We start from the raw sequence: 15,993 nt of genomic DNA, 5'->3' as shown, positions 1-15,993 counted from the left end.
AGGAGGCTCACTATGGAATTTTCCAGGCGGGGCATCATGCTCGGAACCTTGGCGACGGCACTCACGTCGGTCTGGGCGCGCATCGCTGGTGCGGCAGGGCTGCCCGTGCAGATACCTCCCGAGAGGCGACCATTCTGGCCTACTGACGTTATCGACAAGATCTACCGCGACACGTACCGGCGGCTGATCGACCCTGACGCATTTGGCGCCGTCTTCGACCGAGCGATCGAGGTCCTTCACGCAAGCAATAACGAAGAGATCGAGCGCGAGGAGGCGGTCGCGCGCATGCTCGCCATACACGCGGAAGCCCTGCGGCATCCCCCTCCGCCGCCCGAGATCGTGCCACTTCGACCCGACGAGGTGGGCGTGCATGACGCGATAGCGTTGCTGCGCCGCGCGATCTCGGGACAGAGTCGGATCGAGCTTGAGCAGCCGTGGGCATCGGTCTTCCACTGCTATGGTGAATTCGAGATCGACGGATGGAAGCTGACCGCTTTCAAGCGCGGTTACGGCATCCAATATCTCGACGCGGCGGTATCGCCCGACGGACGCGTCGATACGTACAGTTCCTGGGACGCGCGTGCAGGCAACCCTGTGCATCTGCTCTCCGACGACGAGCAGGACCGCTTGGACGCTCTGATCGAAAGTGTCGACGTATGACGATGCCGGCAATCATCATCGCGCTCGCCACACTGGTACTGGTTGCCTCATCAGCGGCGCGATCAGCGAACTTGGCCTCCGAAAGCGAGGGGCCGATGCCGCTCCGGACGCCGCCGACACCTCACAGAGTGGGGCTACGATTTTGACCGATAAGAAGTACCCATACTCGATCCAATTGACGGCTCACGAACGGAACACCGTCGGTTCGATTCACATGGCTACCATCTCGATCGCGCGCGATGGAAAGGCCTATGTGTGGGCGGACGGTCAGTTCACGAAATTCACGATGGATCCCCCGCCGGAGGGCGCCATCATAGAGCAGCCGCTGCCGTTCGTTATCCAAGCCATTGCAATGGCCATGCGGCTGAGGTGGAGGCAACAGTGACAACACTCGCGCTGATCGAGGACGACGGTGCGGCCGCGATACAGGTGACGTTCGACGGTAACGAGGTTTGGAGACACCGGCGTGACACGGCGCTCTGATGCTGGGGTCGAGATAGAGGGCGCGGCCAGCGCGAGGTGCGCTAAGCTTTGTTCGATGATGGAGTTGTGCATGTTGGTTGTGACGATTGAACTGTTGCCGTCTGAGGCGTCGCATTCTGCATCCGATAGCGCAGCAGCACTGCACCGCCTTCTAGCACCTCACTACGCTCCAGCGCCATCGCCGTCAGCGGCGCGCGCTGATCGGCCTCGGTCTCCGAAGAGTCAAACACGCTTGGCGCGCCTTTCGCACCATCCACGGCAGGACACAGGATCAGATTGACTTCGTCGACGAGCCCAGCTCGCAAGAAGGCGCCGTTGGTGCCGCCTCCGCCCTCGACCAGCAGCCGCTTCACGCCGAGCTCGCGATTGAGAATGTCCAATGCAAGGGTCAGATCGAGTTGCGAATTCCCAGCGAAAATGTAGGAGACGCCTTCGCTGCGCAGGCCCGCCAGATGCGCATCCGACACCGCTTCTGAAAGGACGGCCACAATCGGATCCCCGCCGATATCAGAGCGGCCCCAGGCGATCTTGCCATGGGTGTCAAGAACGACGCCGTAGGCCTTTGCATCGCGTCGCGCGAACCAATGCTCCCGCACCAAGGTCTCGGTTGTCGAGGCGGGATACGGTTTGCCCTTTGCGAACTCCTGGCCGGTAACGCGACCGATGAGCCAGGCATCTCCAGCGAGTTCTTCGTGCACCCGCTCGAATATATTGGCGACTGCTGCCTTGGGGCGCCAGCGGCTTGGAAGCGTCCGACCGTCGACGCTTGTGGCCATGAGGCAGATCACATGCGGCTTCATTCGCTCGCTCCCGTGCCGTCATTTGCGGCATTGCTCATCGCTCACTTTCTCCATCCAGGTCACCGCATTTTCGTTCAGAGACTCTGGATCGCGATGTGTCTCATCGCTGTCGTCAGACACCCGAGCTGATACTTTGGATTGCCGTCCTTGCAGTGTGCTTCCGGTTGCATTGTCTCGAGCGCACGCACTTTGCGCCGCGAGCCACCGCCATTGAAAGAGTCAAGAACAGGGTTCGGACTATGTGAATCATGCGATCTGCGTATCGATCAGGCCGGGATTCATCGCCGGCGATCTCGTCAAGCCTGTACGCAGGTGACGGCGATCCGGATGATTGCATCCGTCGGTTCTATGATCTTCGGAGTTTCACGGTCCTCATAACGTACATCACGTGGGCCATAAAGAACAGCTCCGCGCACAATCCTGTCCCCTTGCCTTTCGTGATGCCGCGTAAGGCGGACGGTTTCATTTGATACGTTCAACTCGGACGGTGACCGGTCCGGGGCGGTCAAAAATCGAAACGTCACCGGTCATCTGGCCAAGTATGATGATCCCGGGCTCTGGGACACGGCCGTTGCGGTAGTAGATCACAAAGTGGTTGGAGCTCCAGAGTCCCAGTGTACCCGTCGAGAAATCAAGTTGCCGCTCCACCGCGGGCAAGGGCGAAGGCAGATTTCCGGTCTTTTCCTGACGGAGGTGATCGCGCATTTCAATCGTGAGCGGCAACATCCGGACCAGCGATCGGGTCGCGTCGTTGTCGACCAGCTCGGCAGTGACCTTGCCCCAGTCGGAGGAAATCAGAATGCGCTCCTGTGCCATTGCAGCTCCGATGAATCCGATTGTGATAGCGAAAGCGATCGAGAGTCGATTCAGCATTCGGCAGGCTCCCTGATTTTCTGCTTTCCTCGGGCCAGTTTGCTTGATTTACGTCGGCAAGCGCCACTGTCGCACCGCAGGTCCGATGGAAAGCCCAACTAGCGGGTGAGGGACGCTCCGCTCCACCGTTAACTCAAGGTGGAGCTTGCCCCGGAAATCGTTTGGAATGCGATTGGATCGCAGCGCGAAAAGCTGGTCACGCTTCGCTGCCCTAATCTCAGCATCGATCTCGGCGACGTCATGCGCCGTCAGATGCGGCAGCCACACCGCGACCCGAGACGGCACGCCCCTCGGGCTACGCCGCGATCGAGTCCGCCAGGACGTCCGCCCGGACCACGCGATTGCGACCTCGACGTTTGGCCGCATAGAGCGCCTGATCGGCCATGCGCATGACCTTGGCTAGGTCTGCTTCACCCAAGCATGCGGCCAGGCCGATGCTGATCGTCACGCTGACCGACGCGTCGTCGCCGACGACCGACTCGGCGGCGCAGGACTGCCGCAGCTCTTCGGCGTATTGGGCAGCGCGCTCCTTGGATACGCCGGTCATCAGAATGGCAAATTCCTCGCCGCCATGTCTTGCCACCAGCATCTGCTTTCGCTCGGCGAAGGAGCGCAACACCTCCGCGATCGCGATGAGCACCTTGTCTCCGAACTCATGCCCGAACTGGTCGTTGATCGCCTTGAAGCGGTCGATGTCGCACATCAGCACGGTGGTGGGCAGGTTCGCATGGCGCGCCGTGGCCAAGGCCGCTTCGGCGGCCTGGTCAAAGCCCCGTCGGTTGAGCAGCCCGGTCAACTGATCGGTGCCGGAAATTCGCTGCAGCTCGGCGCGCGTCAGCGTTAGCTCCCGCATCATCAGCGCGGACCGGTAGCTCAGGGCTGCGGTCAGCAGTCCCGAAATGGTCATGCTGATCATGATCGACGATGTGGTCACGAAGCCGGCGCGCACGAACGCATCCGGATCGGAGCCGAACTGCAAGAGGCAAAAGGACAACGTCAAGACGACGGTCAGGCCTACGCTCACGGCGGAGCGAGTCGCGGTGTGGCGCAGCGCATCCCTGTGCGTAATGATATCGGTAGCCATTGGCTCCGCCGTCGTAAAACGACCAGCATGAGCCTCCTCACCTTCACGGCAGGTTAAGACAAGCATTGGTCCAGGAGACGCCGTTAATGGGGCCCTAAGGACGAAGCTCAAATTGCTGATATCGCCGCACCTTTTGCGAGTCATTCGTGCTGCATTCGTTGCCGAGACCACTGAATGGCCGTCCTTCAAAACCGTTTTCAGCACTGAAGCAAATTCAGGATCGGCGAGAAGAGCGTCGGCCACGGTGAATGAAGGGTCCTTGATTCACTTAGCGCCGTTACTTACTTCCGACAGCGCGCTGCTTCCGTCATCGCACGGCCGCTACCAACCTCAATGAACTTTCCGGACCCCTGTGCACAGTCTATGCCCCCGTTTTCGCTTTCAGGCCCCGCCTCAAAGGCCGGGTCCTAATCGAGCGCTCGATGACCTTCGTTGGTAAGCACGGGCACGTCGTCGCGCATTTCGACGAGGCCCATTTCAATCAATGTTTTTAGATCATCTGGATTAGGTGGCGTTAATTTGGTTCGCTTGGCTTTGATATCGCGCAGCGCCCAGCGGAAGCGGATCGCCGTGTCTAAATCCATACCGGCTAGTGGGGACAGTGGTTGACTTGTTGTCGCCGCTTCGTGTTCGCGCTCAACCTCAGGGCTAGGTGTAGCCACGGCAGGTTCAAGCTTTACCGCGGAACCGTCGACGGGAGTGTTCTTTGTGGCAATTGGATTGGTCTGTGAAGGTTCGACCACGGTGGAATCAGCTTGCGAGCGGCCTCTAGACGCACCGCCAACATTTCTGCAAACTGGTGAAGTTTGTCGGCTGCGCTCATGTTCCAGTCGCCTTCAACCCAGCCCTACAAGCGGGCAGGGGCGCCGCGGCCCGCCCGACATTCCGGCTTAACGTTTCGAACCGTCGCTGCTCTGGCTAACGAACTGCAGGTCGTTTGGCGTCTTGGTGATATGAGAGAGCCGGCCGTTGTCTTCATATCTCGCTGCGAGATCAAGAGTCGCCTCTTGATGAATGGGTCGGCCTTCTCTGCAAGATCACGTACAGTTTGGGCGCGCTGTTTCTTAAATTCGTCGTCCAACATGATAGGCCCCACCACAACAAACAAAGTGCAATGGAAGTAGTATACTGTCTTGGGCTACTCGCGAAAAGCCTCGTCTCCCGATAGGACCGGAACCTGCAAGCGTTACCGCGGCTGCAGTCGCACCTTCTTGGGTTCAAGGGCGCGATCAATTGCCGTCTTCGCCGCGGTGATGGCGTGATCCCGGACGCGCGCCTCCTCATGCCGGCGCCTCTCCTGAAGCCGGACAGACCATTTCCACTTTCTGTCGATGCCCTGGACTACTTAATCTCGAAGCCTCGATACTCCATGCCCCTAGCTCCACTCCTCCTGTTGACGCTGGTCCGGCCGCGGCAGGGATCTGAGCGCGTAGACAACAAAGCCCGCCGATTCACGCTGGCGGGTTTCTCTTGCGGTGTACTGCCCAGGAGACCTAAGCTGTCGCCCACTGGTTCAAAAGGGAGAGGACAGTGGCGACAGGTACGGTAAAGTGGTTCAACGCAACGAAGGGATATGGATTTATCCAGCCCGACAGCGGCGGCAAGGATGTTTTCGTGCATATTTCAGCTGTTGAGAGAGCCGGCCTGAGCAGCCTCAATGAAGGTGCCAAGGTGAGCTATGAAGAAATGAGCAACCGGGGCAAAACGTCCGCGGAAAATCTAAGAGTCGGGTGAATTCAAGTCAGCTGGCTCACGCCGGCATGGCGATTATCCCCACGGACCCACGACGTCGGCTAAACATGGGTCACCAGCGGGCTTCTACGTGGATTTGGATGCAGGGACCACAAACGCAAACCCCTGCCGGTGAAGTCGGCAGGGGTAAGCAAACGAGGTGGATGACAAGCGCGCGAGCCCTTAAGGCCCGGTGGCCCGTCAAGGACCCTTGCGGCACCATAAAACCGATCATGCCCGGCCCTTCAATGATACTGATGTATAGGCCGGTGCCCTCTTTTGACTCGCTTATCCAAGCAGCACCGGGGTGCGCCAAAGCCGAAGCTATCTGGTCAGGTGCTCCAACATGGCCTCGCAGGCCTTCTCAGCTTCGGCGAACGTTTTAAAGGGTGATCCGCCCACCTTGATAGCAGGCTGGTTGATATTGATGGGGCGCCAAGAGGCTACAAAGCCAGGCTTCCCGTGGAGTCCAGGACCACTGCTACTCTCGTTACTGATTACAAATGAGAAGCCGCGCTCGCTCGCGCTCCATGTCTCGAGCTCCTTTGTCCCGGGAGCAACGCGGCTGAAGTGCATGGCCACTCAACCCCCAAGCGAGCCAAAACGGCGCCAGAGAATTCCGGCTAGGCCGGCAATCCCGCTGTTATGTCGGAGTAAGCAGACGGCCATTCGGCGGCAATTACTAAGTTTTCCTGAGAGTGCAAGTTCCCAAAAAGACACGCCGCCGAGATCAAAATGGCATGCCCGGCGGCGCTTATTCCTAAGCTGGGACACTATCCCCAGCGCTTCATACACTGCAGGTCCCGTGCCACAGGGCTATGACACCGGCGACCAGCTGCACGGCCTGTGAAACTGCAATTCCAATAAATTGTTAATCACGGCTTACCACGCATGGCTTAATCGCGGAAAGCCCCAAGCCCACCGCGAGAGTACGGAAACCCGCCGATCTCAACCCGCCGGGTTTCTGCATGGCGCCCAATTTTGCCAAGAATCACACACACGCTGAACAAGCCATTCCGGTGGGTGACCGTAGTGGTTGGCTCGGCGCATGTCGTCCGGAAACCTGTCGTGCGCCGGGCCGCTTTTAAGGCTTACTGTTAGGCTGCGTGTGGGTTCTTGGATGGGGTTGCCGGCATCGTCGCAGAGAGCGTTTCGATGGCTGACTGTTCTTCCGCAAGGCGCTTGGCAATAAACTCTCGTTCGAGGTCCGTCAGGCGAGTCATTAGCGGATATGCAAAGCACTGATGCCCAAGGTCCGCTCCTCCCTGCACTCGTCTCATCGCTCCTCATCAGGATGAACCCACTTGTACGGAGTGATCTCGCGTTGCTCGGTCAACTTGATCATGCGCACAGGCGGCTTGTAGCGGCGCGTGCCGCAAGACCGACATCGGAAGGACGGCTCTAGCTTCCAGATCGGCGTATCACGCGCCCTGCGGATTGCATCAAGCGGCAGGCTCGCCCTTGTCTTGCATCGGCAGCATTCGATCTCCAGCCAGCCGTAACCGCCGTTCAGGCATTGGCCAATTGTTGGAGACGGCTGGGCCGGGCCGCCATAGCCTTCCATGCGCACCGACCATGCTTCTGCCTCGGCACGATCAGCGGCACGGGCGGCCTTCTTAGCGTTTTGGCGGGCTGTCCGGGCGCGCATATCCGCGCCCATGATCCGGCCGCCCCAGATAACTTCACGGTTCTTCGTGCTCATGGCTTTCAATTACAGCGTCACCGAAGCCCCTGAGCAATCCACGAGACCTAGCTGTTTATCGGGCCCGTGCCGCTTTAACTTGGTCAAGCGCTTCGCTGCGCTCCCCGCCAGCGGTAAATTAGGAAGGTACACAACAATGGCGCGGTGTTGCGTTTCGGTAACCCGTTCTCTGCCTTCAAGCGATAAGCTCAGTCGTTTTGGGAGACATCATATGGATGTGTATTTGAACACCAGACGTGATCTGCTCGTTGTGAAGAAGGGATTTCCGATACCGCCTATTGCGCCGCCGGGAAAATGGCGCAAGAGCAAGAATCGGGTTGTCAAAGTTAGCGAGGAGATTAGGTCAGCGCTTCAGACGCAGGGCTACTACATGCGCAAGCTGAGAGACCTGCATACTGATCGAGACTAGTGGGAAACATCTATCGCAGCAGCTCTCCAGAAATGTGCAATCTCTACAGCATCACGACGAACCAAGAAGCGATGCGCGCGCTCTTCCGCGTGATGAACCGTTACGTCGGCAACCTGCCCCCCATGCCAGGCGTGTTTCCCGATTATCCCGCGCCCGTCATTCGCAATGCGGGCACCGAACGCGAGTTGGTCCTGATGCGCTGGGGCATGCCGCCACCGCCGCGCACTGGCGGGCCGCCGGTGACCAACATCCGCAATACGTCCTCGCCGCATTGGCGCGGTTGGCTGGAGCCGGAAAATCGTTGCCTAGTGCCATTCAACAGCTTCGCGGAGTATGCGCCTGAGCCGAACCCGGAGACCAAGAAAAAGGACGTCGTCTGGTTCGCCATCAATGATGATCGGCCGCTGACCTGCTTCGCGGGCATCTGGACGGAGTTCAAGGGTGATCGCGGGACCAAGTCGAAGCCCGTTCCTGGACCGCACAATGTCTACGGCTTTCTTACCACGTCGCCCAATGCCGTCGTCGACCCGATCCATCCGAAGGCCATGCCGGTCATCTTGCAGACGGACGAGGAACGCGACGTTTGGATGCGTGCGCCGTGGGATGAGGCCAAGGCGCTGCAGCGGCCGCTGCCAGATGACGCGTTGAAGATCGTGCTGCGAGGAGCGGACAAGGAAGACAAGGTTGCTGCATGAAATACGCTACCGCTCGCCGCTGATTGGTGGACAGGGGCGAGCACCCTTGTGAACTCCGCTGGGTGTCAGAACTTGAAATGGCCGCGCCGCCGCCGGGCCTCCCGAGGTGGGCGGTTCGATTCCGTCCGTTCGAGCGCGCATCTCTCTTCCAAAGTCTGGTTCAGGACAGACGCGCGGCTAAACAAGTCCTATGAACCGAATTTCAATGCTCTCCGACTAATGGAGAGATGCGCTGATGAGGTGATGCTCATGCTTGCGGTGAGTACCACGCCGCACGTTCCCGTGATCCTGCCGGTGAAGAAATAGCCGCCCAATCGCGGCCTTTTCCATCACCTTCACAAAATCGTCGCACTACGTCCCTCTAGGGTAAGGGACCTTCCGCCAATTCCATTAGCTGCATAAAGAGCTGCTGGGCGGTCAAACCTCAGGGGTGCGTAATGACCAATGCCGACCGTTTGGAGCCAACACCACGCGAGCGCTTTCTTGAAGCGGCACAGAAGGAGCTTGCCGCCTTTGAGCGCAAGGAAAATGAGTTTCGCAAGAAGCTACGTAAGGAGCGCGCTGCAGAGCTGCGGTTGCCCAGCGCCAAAAACGACGATGTGAATTAGTCAGAGCTGTAGCAACACCTTCAAGAAAAGAAACCTGTAGCTTTGGTTCAGTCTTCCCCCGGGATACGGACTATAGTTCTCTGACTTGAGCCGTCCCGAAGCTGCCCGTGGGACTGCTCTCGCTTTCTCTCTCGACCAAAATTCACGTGCACCACAGCATGCATTCAAATCGCACGAGCTTGGCCGCAAGCGTCGCGGGCCAGCGCTACATGTCAACGCTAACTGATCCGCAGGGCTTGAAGGTTTGGAGCGAGCGCCCGTGCAAGCACCCCTCATTTTTTTGGGCGTAGGCAAGCACGCCCATGATAATCAAAGCCACCACGACCAATACGATCACTAGCTTCTGCACCATTGCTGCCATTCCAAGGTGACCTCATGAACAAGGCGGCCAGGCGCGAACCGTGGGATCAACGCCGGGGGCCGCGCTCCCTCTCGTCGAGCCGACCATGGGACTCGGACTGAAATTATCAGCGAGAGGTCGCGCAATCGAGACCGTTGCGGGTGTAGATCGTCACCCTGCCCTTGTTCAGATGGATCTGCAGGCGGTAGCCATCGTACTTGATTTCGTGAAGCCAGCGGTCGCCAACGGGCACCTTCGTCCGGAGACATGCAAGCTGCAGTCGAATGAATCGCGGCATTTCCGAAGGCTTCGCGCCTTCGACCGTCCGTGCCAGGAAGCTCGTCTGGGTTCGCTTCACCAACTACGCAACTCACAGAATGCCCGCCGCGGCCGGAGGGCGACGACGGGCATTTTAGTTAATTACTGCGAATTCCCAACAATCAAGGGACGCGATCCTTCTACCACTAATGCTATAGGGCTTGTTGAGAAAGTAATCCCGGCCCAGCGCCGCTTCCGCATACTGATCGATCACGACAATGATGGCCTGGACGTGAGCGTGGCACCATTCTTCCCGGCTTATCCGAACTTCGCCAGGGCTCTTATCCAAGGCGGGTTATCCGTGTTGTGGTCGCACCACTTGAGTGGTCCTGACATCGCTGGCTTCCGTTAATGAAGTCGTCCAACTCCGCCCGCTTACGCGAGAGCAGCAGCTGCACCCTCACGCTGTCCAGGCCGGATTGACTTAGGTGGCTGGCAACCGAGCCGAGTTCGACGATCTGCCTACGCAGGGTCTGGACGCGGTCATCGCTCACGGCGGCCGAGCGCCCCTTTCGAGGGCTTCCTACTGAAAGCGCGATACTCCATCTTCAGTCGCTCATCGACGTTGAGGAGCCTCCTCCGAGCCTGTTCCGCTCGCTGATAAGACCAAGCATGACGGTGCATGGCCATCAACTGCGTTGAGGCCTCAGAGCAGTCCTCCTCTCGGTTGACCTGACTGGCGGATCGTCGCCTCCGCGCTCAGCATCTCAGAACGTAAGGAGCTGATTTTCCTGCGGATTTCGCTTAGTCTATTATCCGGCCATCCGGATTTTTGTGTGGAATTCTTAGGTTTAGACTCGTCGCTTGACTATATAATCAGGATTATAATAATCCATATTATATTGATGGAGCGGTCTATGTTTGTCGGTCGCGAACAAGAATTGGTGGATTTGGACCGGGAATTTCGTACCTCACGGGCCTCGCTGGGCATCGTCTATGGCCGCCGCCGAGTCGGCAAATCGACGCTCCTACAGCACGCCGCAGAACACCACGGCAAGTTCGTCTATTTCCAAGCGACGAAGGTCGATGAATCCCTAAATCTCTCAGCCTTCAAGTCGGAAATCGCAAGAATCATCGGGGCCGCCCCCCTGCTCGACGGCATCGGCGACTGGGCAGGCGTGTTGCACTATCTCGCACGCGCTGCCGAGACTCACCGCGGGCTTGTCGTCATCATCGACGAATTTCCATATCTGTTGGATGGCAGGGATTCGCTTACCTCGGTCATCCAGAAGTTTTGGGACAGCAAGGCAGCGGAACGGGGCAACCTGAAGGTCGTGCTGTGCGGTTCATTGATCGCGCACATGGAGAGCCTGCTTTCGGAGCGCAATCCTCTCCACGGAAGGCGGACGTTTTCGCTCTCATTGGAGCCGATGAGCCTGCGGGAAGCCGCCGAATTCCTCCCCGACTACTCTGCGGCCGAGCAGATCGCGGCGTACGCGACGTTCGGCGGCATCCCACACTACCTGCAGATGTGCGACCCCCACGCTCCTCTTCAGGAGAACATCGAGCGGCTGCTGTTGGCGAAGACTGGCGCCTTGTTCGAAGAGCCCGAATTCCTGCTGCAATCGGAACTCAAGGAACCTCGCCGGTATGCGTCGATCGTAGCCGCTATCGCCCGCGGCGGAACGAAGCTTGGCCAAATCGTCACTCGCGTGCCCGGCATCAAGGACACGGCGCAGGTAACACCCTATCTCGAACCTCTGATCCGGATGAGGATCGTCGAGCGGATACGCTCGCTCGACGCCGATGAAAATTCACGGGACAATAGGTACTATGTAAGCGATCCGCTGTTCCGGTTCTATTACAGGTTCATTCTGCCGAACGCGTCCCCGATCTCTCTCGGATTCGGAGGACAAGTCTACGAACAACAGATCCAACCTCATCTCGCGGACTACATGGGCTGGGCATTCGAGCAGGTTTGTCGCAACCACATCCGTTTGCACGCGCAGGAGCGTTTCGGCGCGCCGGCGTCGGAGATAGGCAAGATCTGGGGACCCGACTTCGACATCGATATCGCCGGTAGCCTCCTGGATCAGTCGAGACTCTTCGGCGAATGCAAGTGGGAGAACGCCCTTTTAGGCGAATCGATACATCGGGATCTGCTCGAAAATGTATCCAAATCGAAGTTCGCCACGGAAGGAAGGACGCAAAACACCGTATATTTCTCCCGCAAGGGCTTCACCGATGGCCTCCGCAAATTGGCGGCCACGGATGCGAGCGTTCAGTTGATCGGCACAGATGAGCTTGTCAAAGCGCCCGCATATGGATGGAATGGTCCTTCGGGCCCTTGAGCCGTCATAATAACCGGGCCCGGATCTTGCCGGCTATATAAAATGTCGAGCGGCGTTTTGCTGACTGACGGCCTCCAAACGTTCGCACGCCCATGGCGTCATTCCACACGATAATCCGGATAGCCGAAAAGAGAGGTACGTGCCCGCTTTCTCCGACCAATAACAGAAATTTATATTACATATCTCGTTTTTCACGTAACGGAGGTCGCATTCACATTCTCGCAATGGAAGGTGTTCTTGGCCGTCAACGCAGACAGTCATGATAGAAACCCGGCACTACCCAATACGATTCGGAGTAAGAATGGCAAAATCTAAGAAAGTAGTTCGCCGCGCGTGGACAAAAGACGATGTTCGAACAATGAAGACGATGGCAAAATCCAAGTCAGGCGTCGCCAAGATCGCAAAAGCGTTGAAGCGAACTCCCGGTGCCACCAGCGTCATGGCTGCAAAGCTTGGTGTGTCTCTATCAACGCGCGCTTAACCCACAGTGCGACGGGCCGGGCTACGGTCTGTCGCAATTTTCACAATCCTTTCGTACGCAAATAGATCGAGCCACGCGCTGCACCATTCCTGACGCGACCGCGTGGCCGAATTTGTCGAGCGATTTACTGTTGGTAACGCTGCGCGCGGATTGACTACGGTATAGCCTCGCAGCGAGCGCGCGTGAATTCTCGTTGCGCGCCCGCCCGAGTTAGTATCATACGCCATACAGGTGCCACTTCCGCCGCCGTACTGCGCCGACAGACGATCACCTGCCCGTTGCGGGTGGTCGCAGACAGAGCCTATAGCATTGCATCACCGCCCATTACGCGAACGGCCGCTTTGCGGCCCGGAGCAGACATTTTCCGCCCGGTTCACGCTCCGATAAGATTGGCAGATTACGTTGATCTGATTTACCGGAACCACGCACTGTATCTGCGGTAGACCAGGATCGGAACATGCTAAGTCGGGTTAGTCTCCTCTGCCTTTTTGCGATTGCGTCAGTATCTTCCGTCGGTCCTGCAGACGCGCAAGACGACCTTATCGAGGGGGCTTGGCAACAAATTGAGTCGAGCGCTCGGAAAGCTCAGCGTAGAAACCTGGGTGAGTTGAGCGACGAGATCGGGACGCGCTCGCGCAAAGGCAAGCTTGAGAAGAGTATTGAGAATGGCGCCGCTCAGAACCGTCGTCAGGACGAACAAACCGGCGCGACGTTTGCCTATGGCAAAAAGGAATGTGGTCACAACCGTGACCAGCAGTGCAAGTACCGCGGTACTGCCCAGTGCGGTGATGTCTCACACACCGTCAAGCAACCATGGCGGCCCTATTGGCCGCGACAAGTCGGACGCATGGCGAAAGGCGACCATCAACCAACGGTCGAACGCGATAGGCTCTCCTTCGGTCACTTCCAGTGCGATGAACGCAAAACCGAACAGAAGAACGGCGACGAGCAAGGTCGGAGCCCCAGACTTCAGATGCCTGGCAGCATTCTGCGATCCAGTTGTTCTCATCTTCGCCTCCGGGGAGTTCAACTTTCCAAAATTTCTCCAAAGAAGTGAAGTTTGGCGGCTAAGCAAGCAGTGGTAAGCGGATTATGCGCTTTGCCAAAAGTCCAAGCCGCGGCCCGAACTGCGCCGGCTTCCATTCACGGCTACGTCGCCGCCACTACGGACTGGACGTTGGTGAGCAAGGCTACGGCGCAGTGACCGAACAGCGCCTCTACCAGCTGATAAGACAGACGAAGCCCGGCGCCGACCAACGTTCGAAATCGAGTTCATCGGCCCGGGCGCCGAAGCGTTTGCGTTCACGTTCGGCTGACCTACCGATCGCGATCCTTCACCAGTTGTTATGGAAGAAGTCGGCCAGTGGCCCCGAGGCCTATTTGCTGACTTCAGCCCGACCCAGTGTTTCCAACAGACGGTCCAGGAACGCTGCTTGGCCTTTCAGCATCTTAAGTCGCGCCTCGGCAATGCCAAACCAGGACGCGCGATCGATCTCAGGAAATGATAGCCGTCGCCCAGACCGCGGAGGCCATTCCATCTCGAACGTGTTGCTCTGAAGATCGGCTGGGTCCCAGTCCTCTTCAATTGCCCACACGTGGACGACCTTGCCGCCCGGTTGCTTGACACTGCCAAGCGGAATGGCTTCGCCGCCCGGACGATAGCCGGTCTCTTCGGCGAACTCACGCTGTGCGGCCGAAAGCGGGGATTCGCTAGACCCAATCAGGCCTTTCGGAATAGTCCATGCACCCTGATCCTTACGACTCCAAAACGGGCCACCCGGGTGTCCCAATAGGACTTGGACGCCCCCGACCCTTCGGAATAGTAAGAGACCTGCGCTTTGTATTTTCGACGAGACGCGATCAGGCATGACCCTGAGGTCTAGCACATTGTCGCGCTCAATGTTCAGCTACCGCCAAGTGCGGTGGGGAAAATCGGAATAGGACTCCTCCGCCGACTATTTTAAGTTAGCCAGTTTCTCTCTGTTCTCAATTGCCCGGTCGACGCTCGCGAACATTCCCAGTACACATCTTCGGGCCGCCTCGTGGTACTCGCCCTCGCTGCGTACCACGTTCTTGGCGATCTCATTCCTCGTTTCTTTAGTTTTGAAAATCTTGGGAAGCCGGGCGAAAACCGCATCAACTGCAGCCTGCATTTCGTCCGCTTTCTTACTATCGAGCAACATGCGCCATCTCCTTGCCTGCATGGCCTGCTTACAAAGGTAAGGGGGCCTTTGAGACATTCACCAATTGCTAATATTTCAGGTCGCCCTGAACCCTCGATGAATGCCCTCGAATTCAAAAAAGGCCGTACGAAAATTGATCGTTCTGTCGGGTCCACGACAGAGAGAAGAGCTCGTCAGCATCGTCGCAACGTAATCTTGTGAGGGACGGCCCATAATGCCTATCAAGCAGAACCCATCGACCAGCATGGCGGCCGATGCGCTTACTTCAATACCTCATATTCGAACGCGACGCCCGCTGGATCGCGCTTAACCAATCTCACAGAGTGGCGGTAAGGCCCTCCGCGTCCTGCTCATGTGCGAAGTACTCGGTGTTGAAGGCGAACGTCGCGCCATGCTTCAGCCCATCGAGATGTTTGCCCGCGTCCTCATTGGACACCTCCTCGATTATGTCAGCTCTACCTCCCGTTACGACGACATGAATATCACACCAGTGCTTGCTTGACCGAGAATCGCAACTCAGATTCGATGCAGCTTTCCCGCACGGAGGACAGCCGTGTCAGACCCTTTCACCGACTTCATGACTGGGCAACTCTCGGAACGTCACGCAGCGGAGGATCGTCGGGTTTTCCGCTTTGTGTACGTCGGCCTCGCCGGGCTTGTTGCTTTGGCTTTTGCCAATCTGTTTATCTGACCACGTCGGGCACGGCGGCCATCGGCCTGCCGCACGCCGGGCACGCCTTCCGGATCGGGTGGAGCGCCGTCATTTGGAATTCCCCTGCTGCCGCAGCTTAGTGCCGTGACTGGGGCGGACACAAGCGGGTCGCGAAAGTTGCTTGGGGCACGCTGACGCCGAACGATGTGGTCGGGCTCTTGACTTGGCCGGCGTCGGCGTCGTGAATTGTGCGGCAGGCGATGTCGTTGTGGGGTGAATCATGGATCGGGAGTTCTACCGGCAGCAGGCGCAGCGCGTCCGCGATCTGGCCGAGAAGGCAGATCGTTTCACCAAGCAGCGCCTGCTGGACCTGGCCGGTCGGTATGATGCAAGGGCCGTCAGTCCTTCCACGGCGTCAAAGATGATCGAACGGCCGCTGCCGCGCACCACGCTGCCCGACTCAGCCTTCCTCGGGGCCGGCGAGGCATGAAACCGGCAGGCCCCGAAATCCGGTGCGATGCCTGCAACGGCACTGGCTCTGCGCCGGCCTATGAGCGGGAGCCCGGCCGCAGGATCTACCCAGGCCCCGCTGCAAAAAGTGCGGAGGCAAGGGGCGGATCCTCAAGTCCGAGTAAGCGGCCGAAACGTGCCGCTCTACGCCGGTTGGGGCCTCGTAGTGCTCA

At 58.4% G+C, this 15,993-nt stretch carries 18 protein-coding genes; 11 read left to right on the top strand and 7 right to left on the bottom strand.

What is annotated here, in order from left to right:
- Positions 1-12 precede the first annotated feature (12 nt).
- Both V1290_RS26810 and V1290_RS26805 read left to right on the top strand, forming a co-directional pair.
- Positions 13-660 (top strand): DUF7693 family protein, encoded by a 648-nt coding sequence (locus V1290_RS26810; protein WP_334367150.1) that lies wholly within the window; start codon positions 13-15, stop codon positions 658-660.
- Positions 647-1,045 (top strand): hypothetical protein, encoded by a 399-nt coding sequence (locus V1290_RS26805; RefSeq protein ID WP_334367149.1) that lies wholly within the window; start codon positions 647-649, stop codon positions 1,043-1,045. The genes V1290_RS26810 and V1290_RS26805 overlap by 14 nt, the downstream gene beginning before the upstream one ends.
- Positions 1,046-1,184: 139 nt before the next feature.
- Here V1290_RS26805 and V1290_RS26800 read toward each other — a convergent pair whose 3' ends face one another.
- The 4 genes from V1290_RS26800 to V1290_RS26785 form a co-directional block, all read right to left on the bottom strand.
- Positions 1,185-1,943, bottom strand: a complete 759-nt coding sequence (locus tag V1290_RS26800; protein WP_334367148.1) for a dihydrofolate reductase family protein — start codon at positions 1,941-1,943, stop codon at positions 1,185-1,187.
- A 462-nt stretch (positions 1,944-2,405) separates the two neighbouring features.
- On the bottom strand, positions 2,406-2,816 hold the full coding sequence (locus tag V1290_RS26795; protein ID WP_334367147.1) for a cyclophilin-like fold protein: 411 nt from the start codon (positions 2,814-2,816) through the stop codon (positions 2,406-2,408).
- 295 nt (positions 2,817-3,111) lie between these two features.
- Complete coding sequence (locus tag V1290_RS26790; RefSeq protein ID WP_334367146.1) at positions 3,112-3,900, bottom strand: GGDEF domain-containing protein; 789 nt, start codon at positions 3,898-3,900, stop codon at positions 3,112-3,114.
- A 407-nt stretch (positions 3,901-4,307) separates the two neighbouring features.
- Complete coding sequence (locus V1290_RS26785; protein WP_334367145.1) at positions 4,308-4,643, bottom strand: hypothetical protein; 336 nt, start codon at positions 4,641-4,643, stop codon at positions 4,308-4,310.
- A gap of 787 nt (positions 4,644-5,430) precedes the next feature.
- Between V1290_RS26785 and V1290_RS26780 the strand changes: the two genes are divergently transcribed.
- The gene (locus V1290_RS26780; protein ID WP_334367144.1) at positions 5,431-5,634 is read left to right on the top strand and encodes a cold-shock protein; all 204 of its coding nucleotides are present in this window, start codon (positions 5,431-5,433) and stop codon (positions 5,632-5,634) included.
- Positions 5,635-6,907: 1,273 nt separating this feature from the next.
- Here the strand turns inward: V1290_RS26780 and V1290_RS26775 are convergent.
- Positions 6,908-7,333: a hypothetical protein gene (locus V1290_RS26775; RefSeq protein WP_334367143.1), complete on the bottom strand. Its 426-nt coding sequence runs from the start codon at positions 7,331-7,333 to the stop codon at positions 6,908-6,910.
- 441 nt (positions 7,334-7,774) lie between these two features.
- Between V1290_RS26775 and V1290_RS26770 the strand changes: the two genes are divergently transcribed.
- The 6 genes from V1290_RS26770 to V1290_RS26745 all read left to right on the top strand — a co-directional run bounded on the left by V1290_RS26770 (position 7,775) and on the right by V1290_RS26745 (position 13,532).
- Positions 7,775-8,437: an SOS response-associated peptidase gene (locus tag V1290_RS26770; RefSeq protein ID WP_334367142.1), complete on the top strand. Its 663-nt coding sequence runs from the start codon at positions 7,775-7,777 to the stop codon at positions 8,435-8,437.
- Between the two features lie 437 nt (positions 8,438-8,874).
- Positions 8,875-9,045, top strand: a complete 171-nt coding sequence (locus V1290_RS26765; RefSeq protein ID WP_334367141.1) for a hypothetical protein — start codon at positions 8,875-8,877, stop codon at positions 9,043-9,045.
- Between the two features lie 446 nt (positions 9,046-9,491).
- A complete protein-coding gene (locus V1290_RS36600) occupies positions 9,492-10,055 on the top strand; it encodes a hypothetical protein (protein WP_442895016.1) in 564 nt (187 codons plus the stop codon).
- Between the two features lie 505 nt (positions 10,056-10,560).
- Positions 10,561-11,994: an ATP-binding protein gene (locus tag V1290_RS26755; protein ID WP_334367140.1), complete on the top strand. Its 1,434-nt coding sequence runs from the start codon at positions 10,561-10,563 to the stop codon at positions 11,992-11,994.
- A gap of 301 nt (positions 11,995-12,295) precedes the next feature.
- Positions 12,296-12,475 carry a hypothetical protein gene (locus V1290_RS26750; RefSeq protein ID WP_334367139.1) on the top strand — a complete coding sequence of 60 codons (180 nt, stop codon included), beginning with the start codon at positions 12,296-12,298 and terminating at the stop codon, positions 12,473-12,475.
- Positions 12,476-13,082: 607 nt separating this feature from the next.
- Positions 13,083-13,532 carry a hypothetical protein gene (locus V1290_RS26745; RefSeq protein ID WP_334367138.1) on the top strand — a complete coding sequence of 150 codons (450 nt, stop codon included), beginning with the start codon at positions 13,083-13,085 and terminating at the stop codon, positions 13,530-13,532.
- A 319-nt stretch (positions 13,533-13,851) separates the two neighbouring features.
- Here the strand turns inward: V1290_RS26745 and V1290_RS26740 are convergent, their stop codons facing one another.
- Both V1290_RS26740 and V1290_RS26735 read right to left on the bottom strand, forming a co-directional pair.
- Positions 13,852-14,343, bottom strand: a complete 492-nt coding sequence (locus V1290_RS26740; protein WP_334367137.1) for an NUDIX domain-containing protein — start codon at positions 14,341-14,343, stop codon at positions 13,852-13,854.
- 87 nt (positions 14,344-14,430) lie between these two features.
- The gene (locus V1290_RS26735; protein WP_275186651.1) at positions 14,431-14,658 is read right to left on the bottom strand and encodes a hypothetical protein; all 228 of its coding nucleotides are present in this window, start codon (positions 14,656-14,658) and stop codon (positions 14,431-14,433) included.
- Positions 14,659-15,211: 553 nt separating this feature from the next.
- Here V1290_RS26735 and V1290_RS26730 point away from each other — a divergent pair.
- Both V1290_RS26730 and V1290_RS26725 read left to right on the top strand, forming a co-directional pair.
- Positions 15,212-15,349, top strand: a complete 138-nt coding sequence (locus V1290_RS26730; protein WP_334367136.1) for a hypothetical protein — start codon at positions 15,212-15,214, stop codon at positions 15,347-15,349.
- Positions 15,350-15,590: 241 nt separating this feature from the next.
- Positions 15,591-15,800 carry a hypothetical protein gene (locus V1290_RS26725; protein ID WP_334367135.1) on the top strand — a complete coding sequence of 70 codons (210 nt, stop codon included), beginning with the start codon at positions 15,591-15,593 and terminating at the stop codon, positions 15,798-15,800.
- Positions 15,801-15,993 lie beyond the last annotated feature (193 nt).

It is taken from the genome of Bradyrhizobium sp. AZCC 1578, from assembly GCF_036924675.1.
Classification (GTDB): Bacteria; Pseudomonadota; Alphaproteobacteria; order Rhizobiales; family Xanthobacteraceae; genus Bradyrhizobium.
Note: the sequence above shows the minus strand (reverse complement) of the source record. Positions and strands in the feature narration are given on the sequence as shown.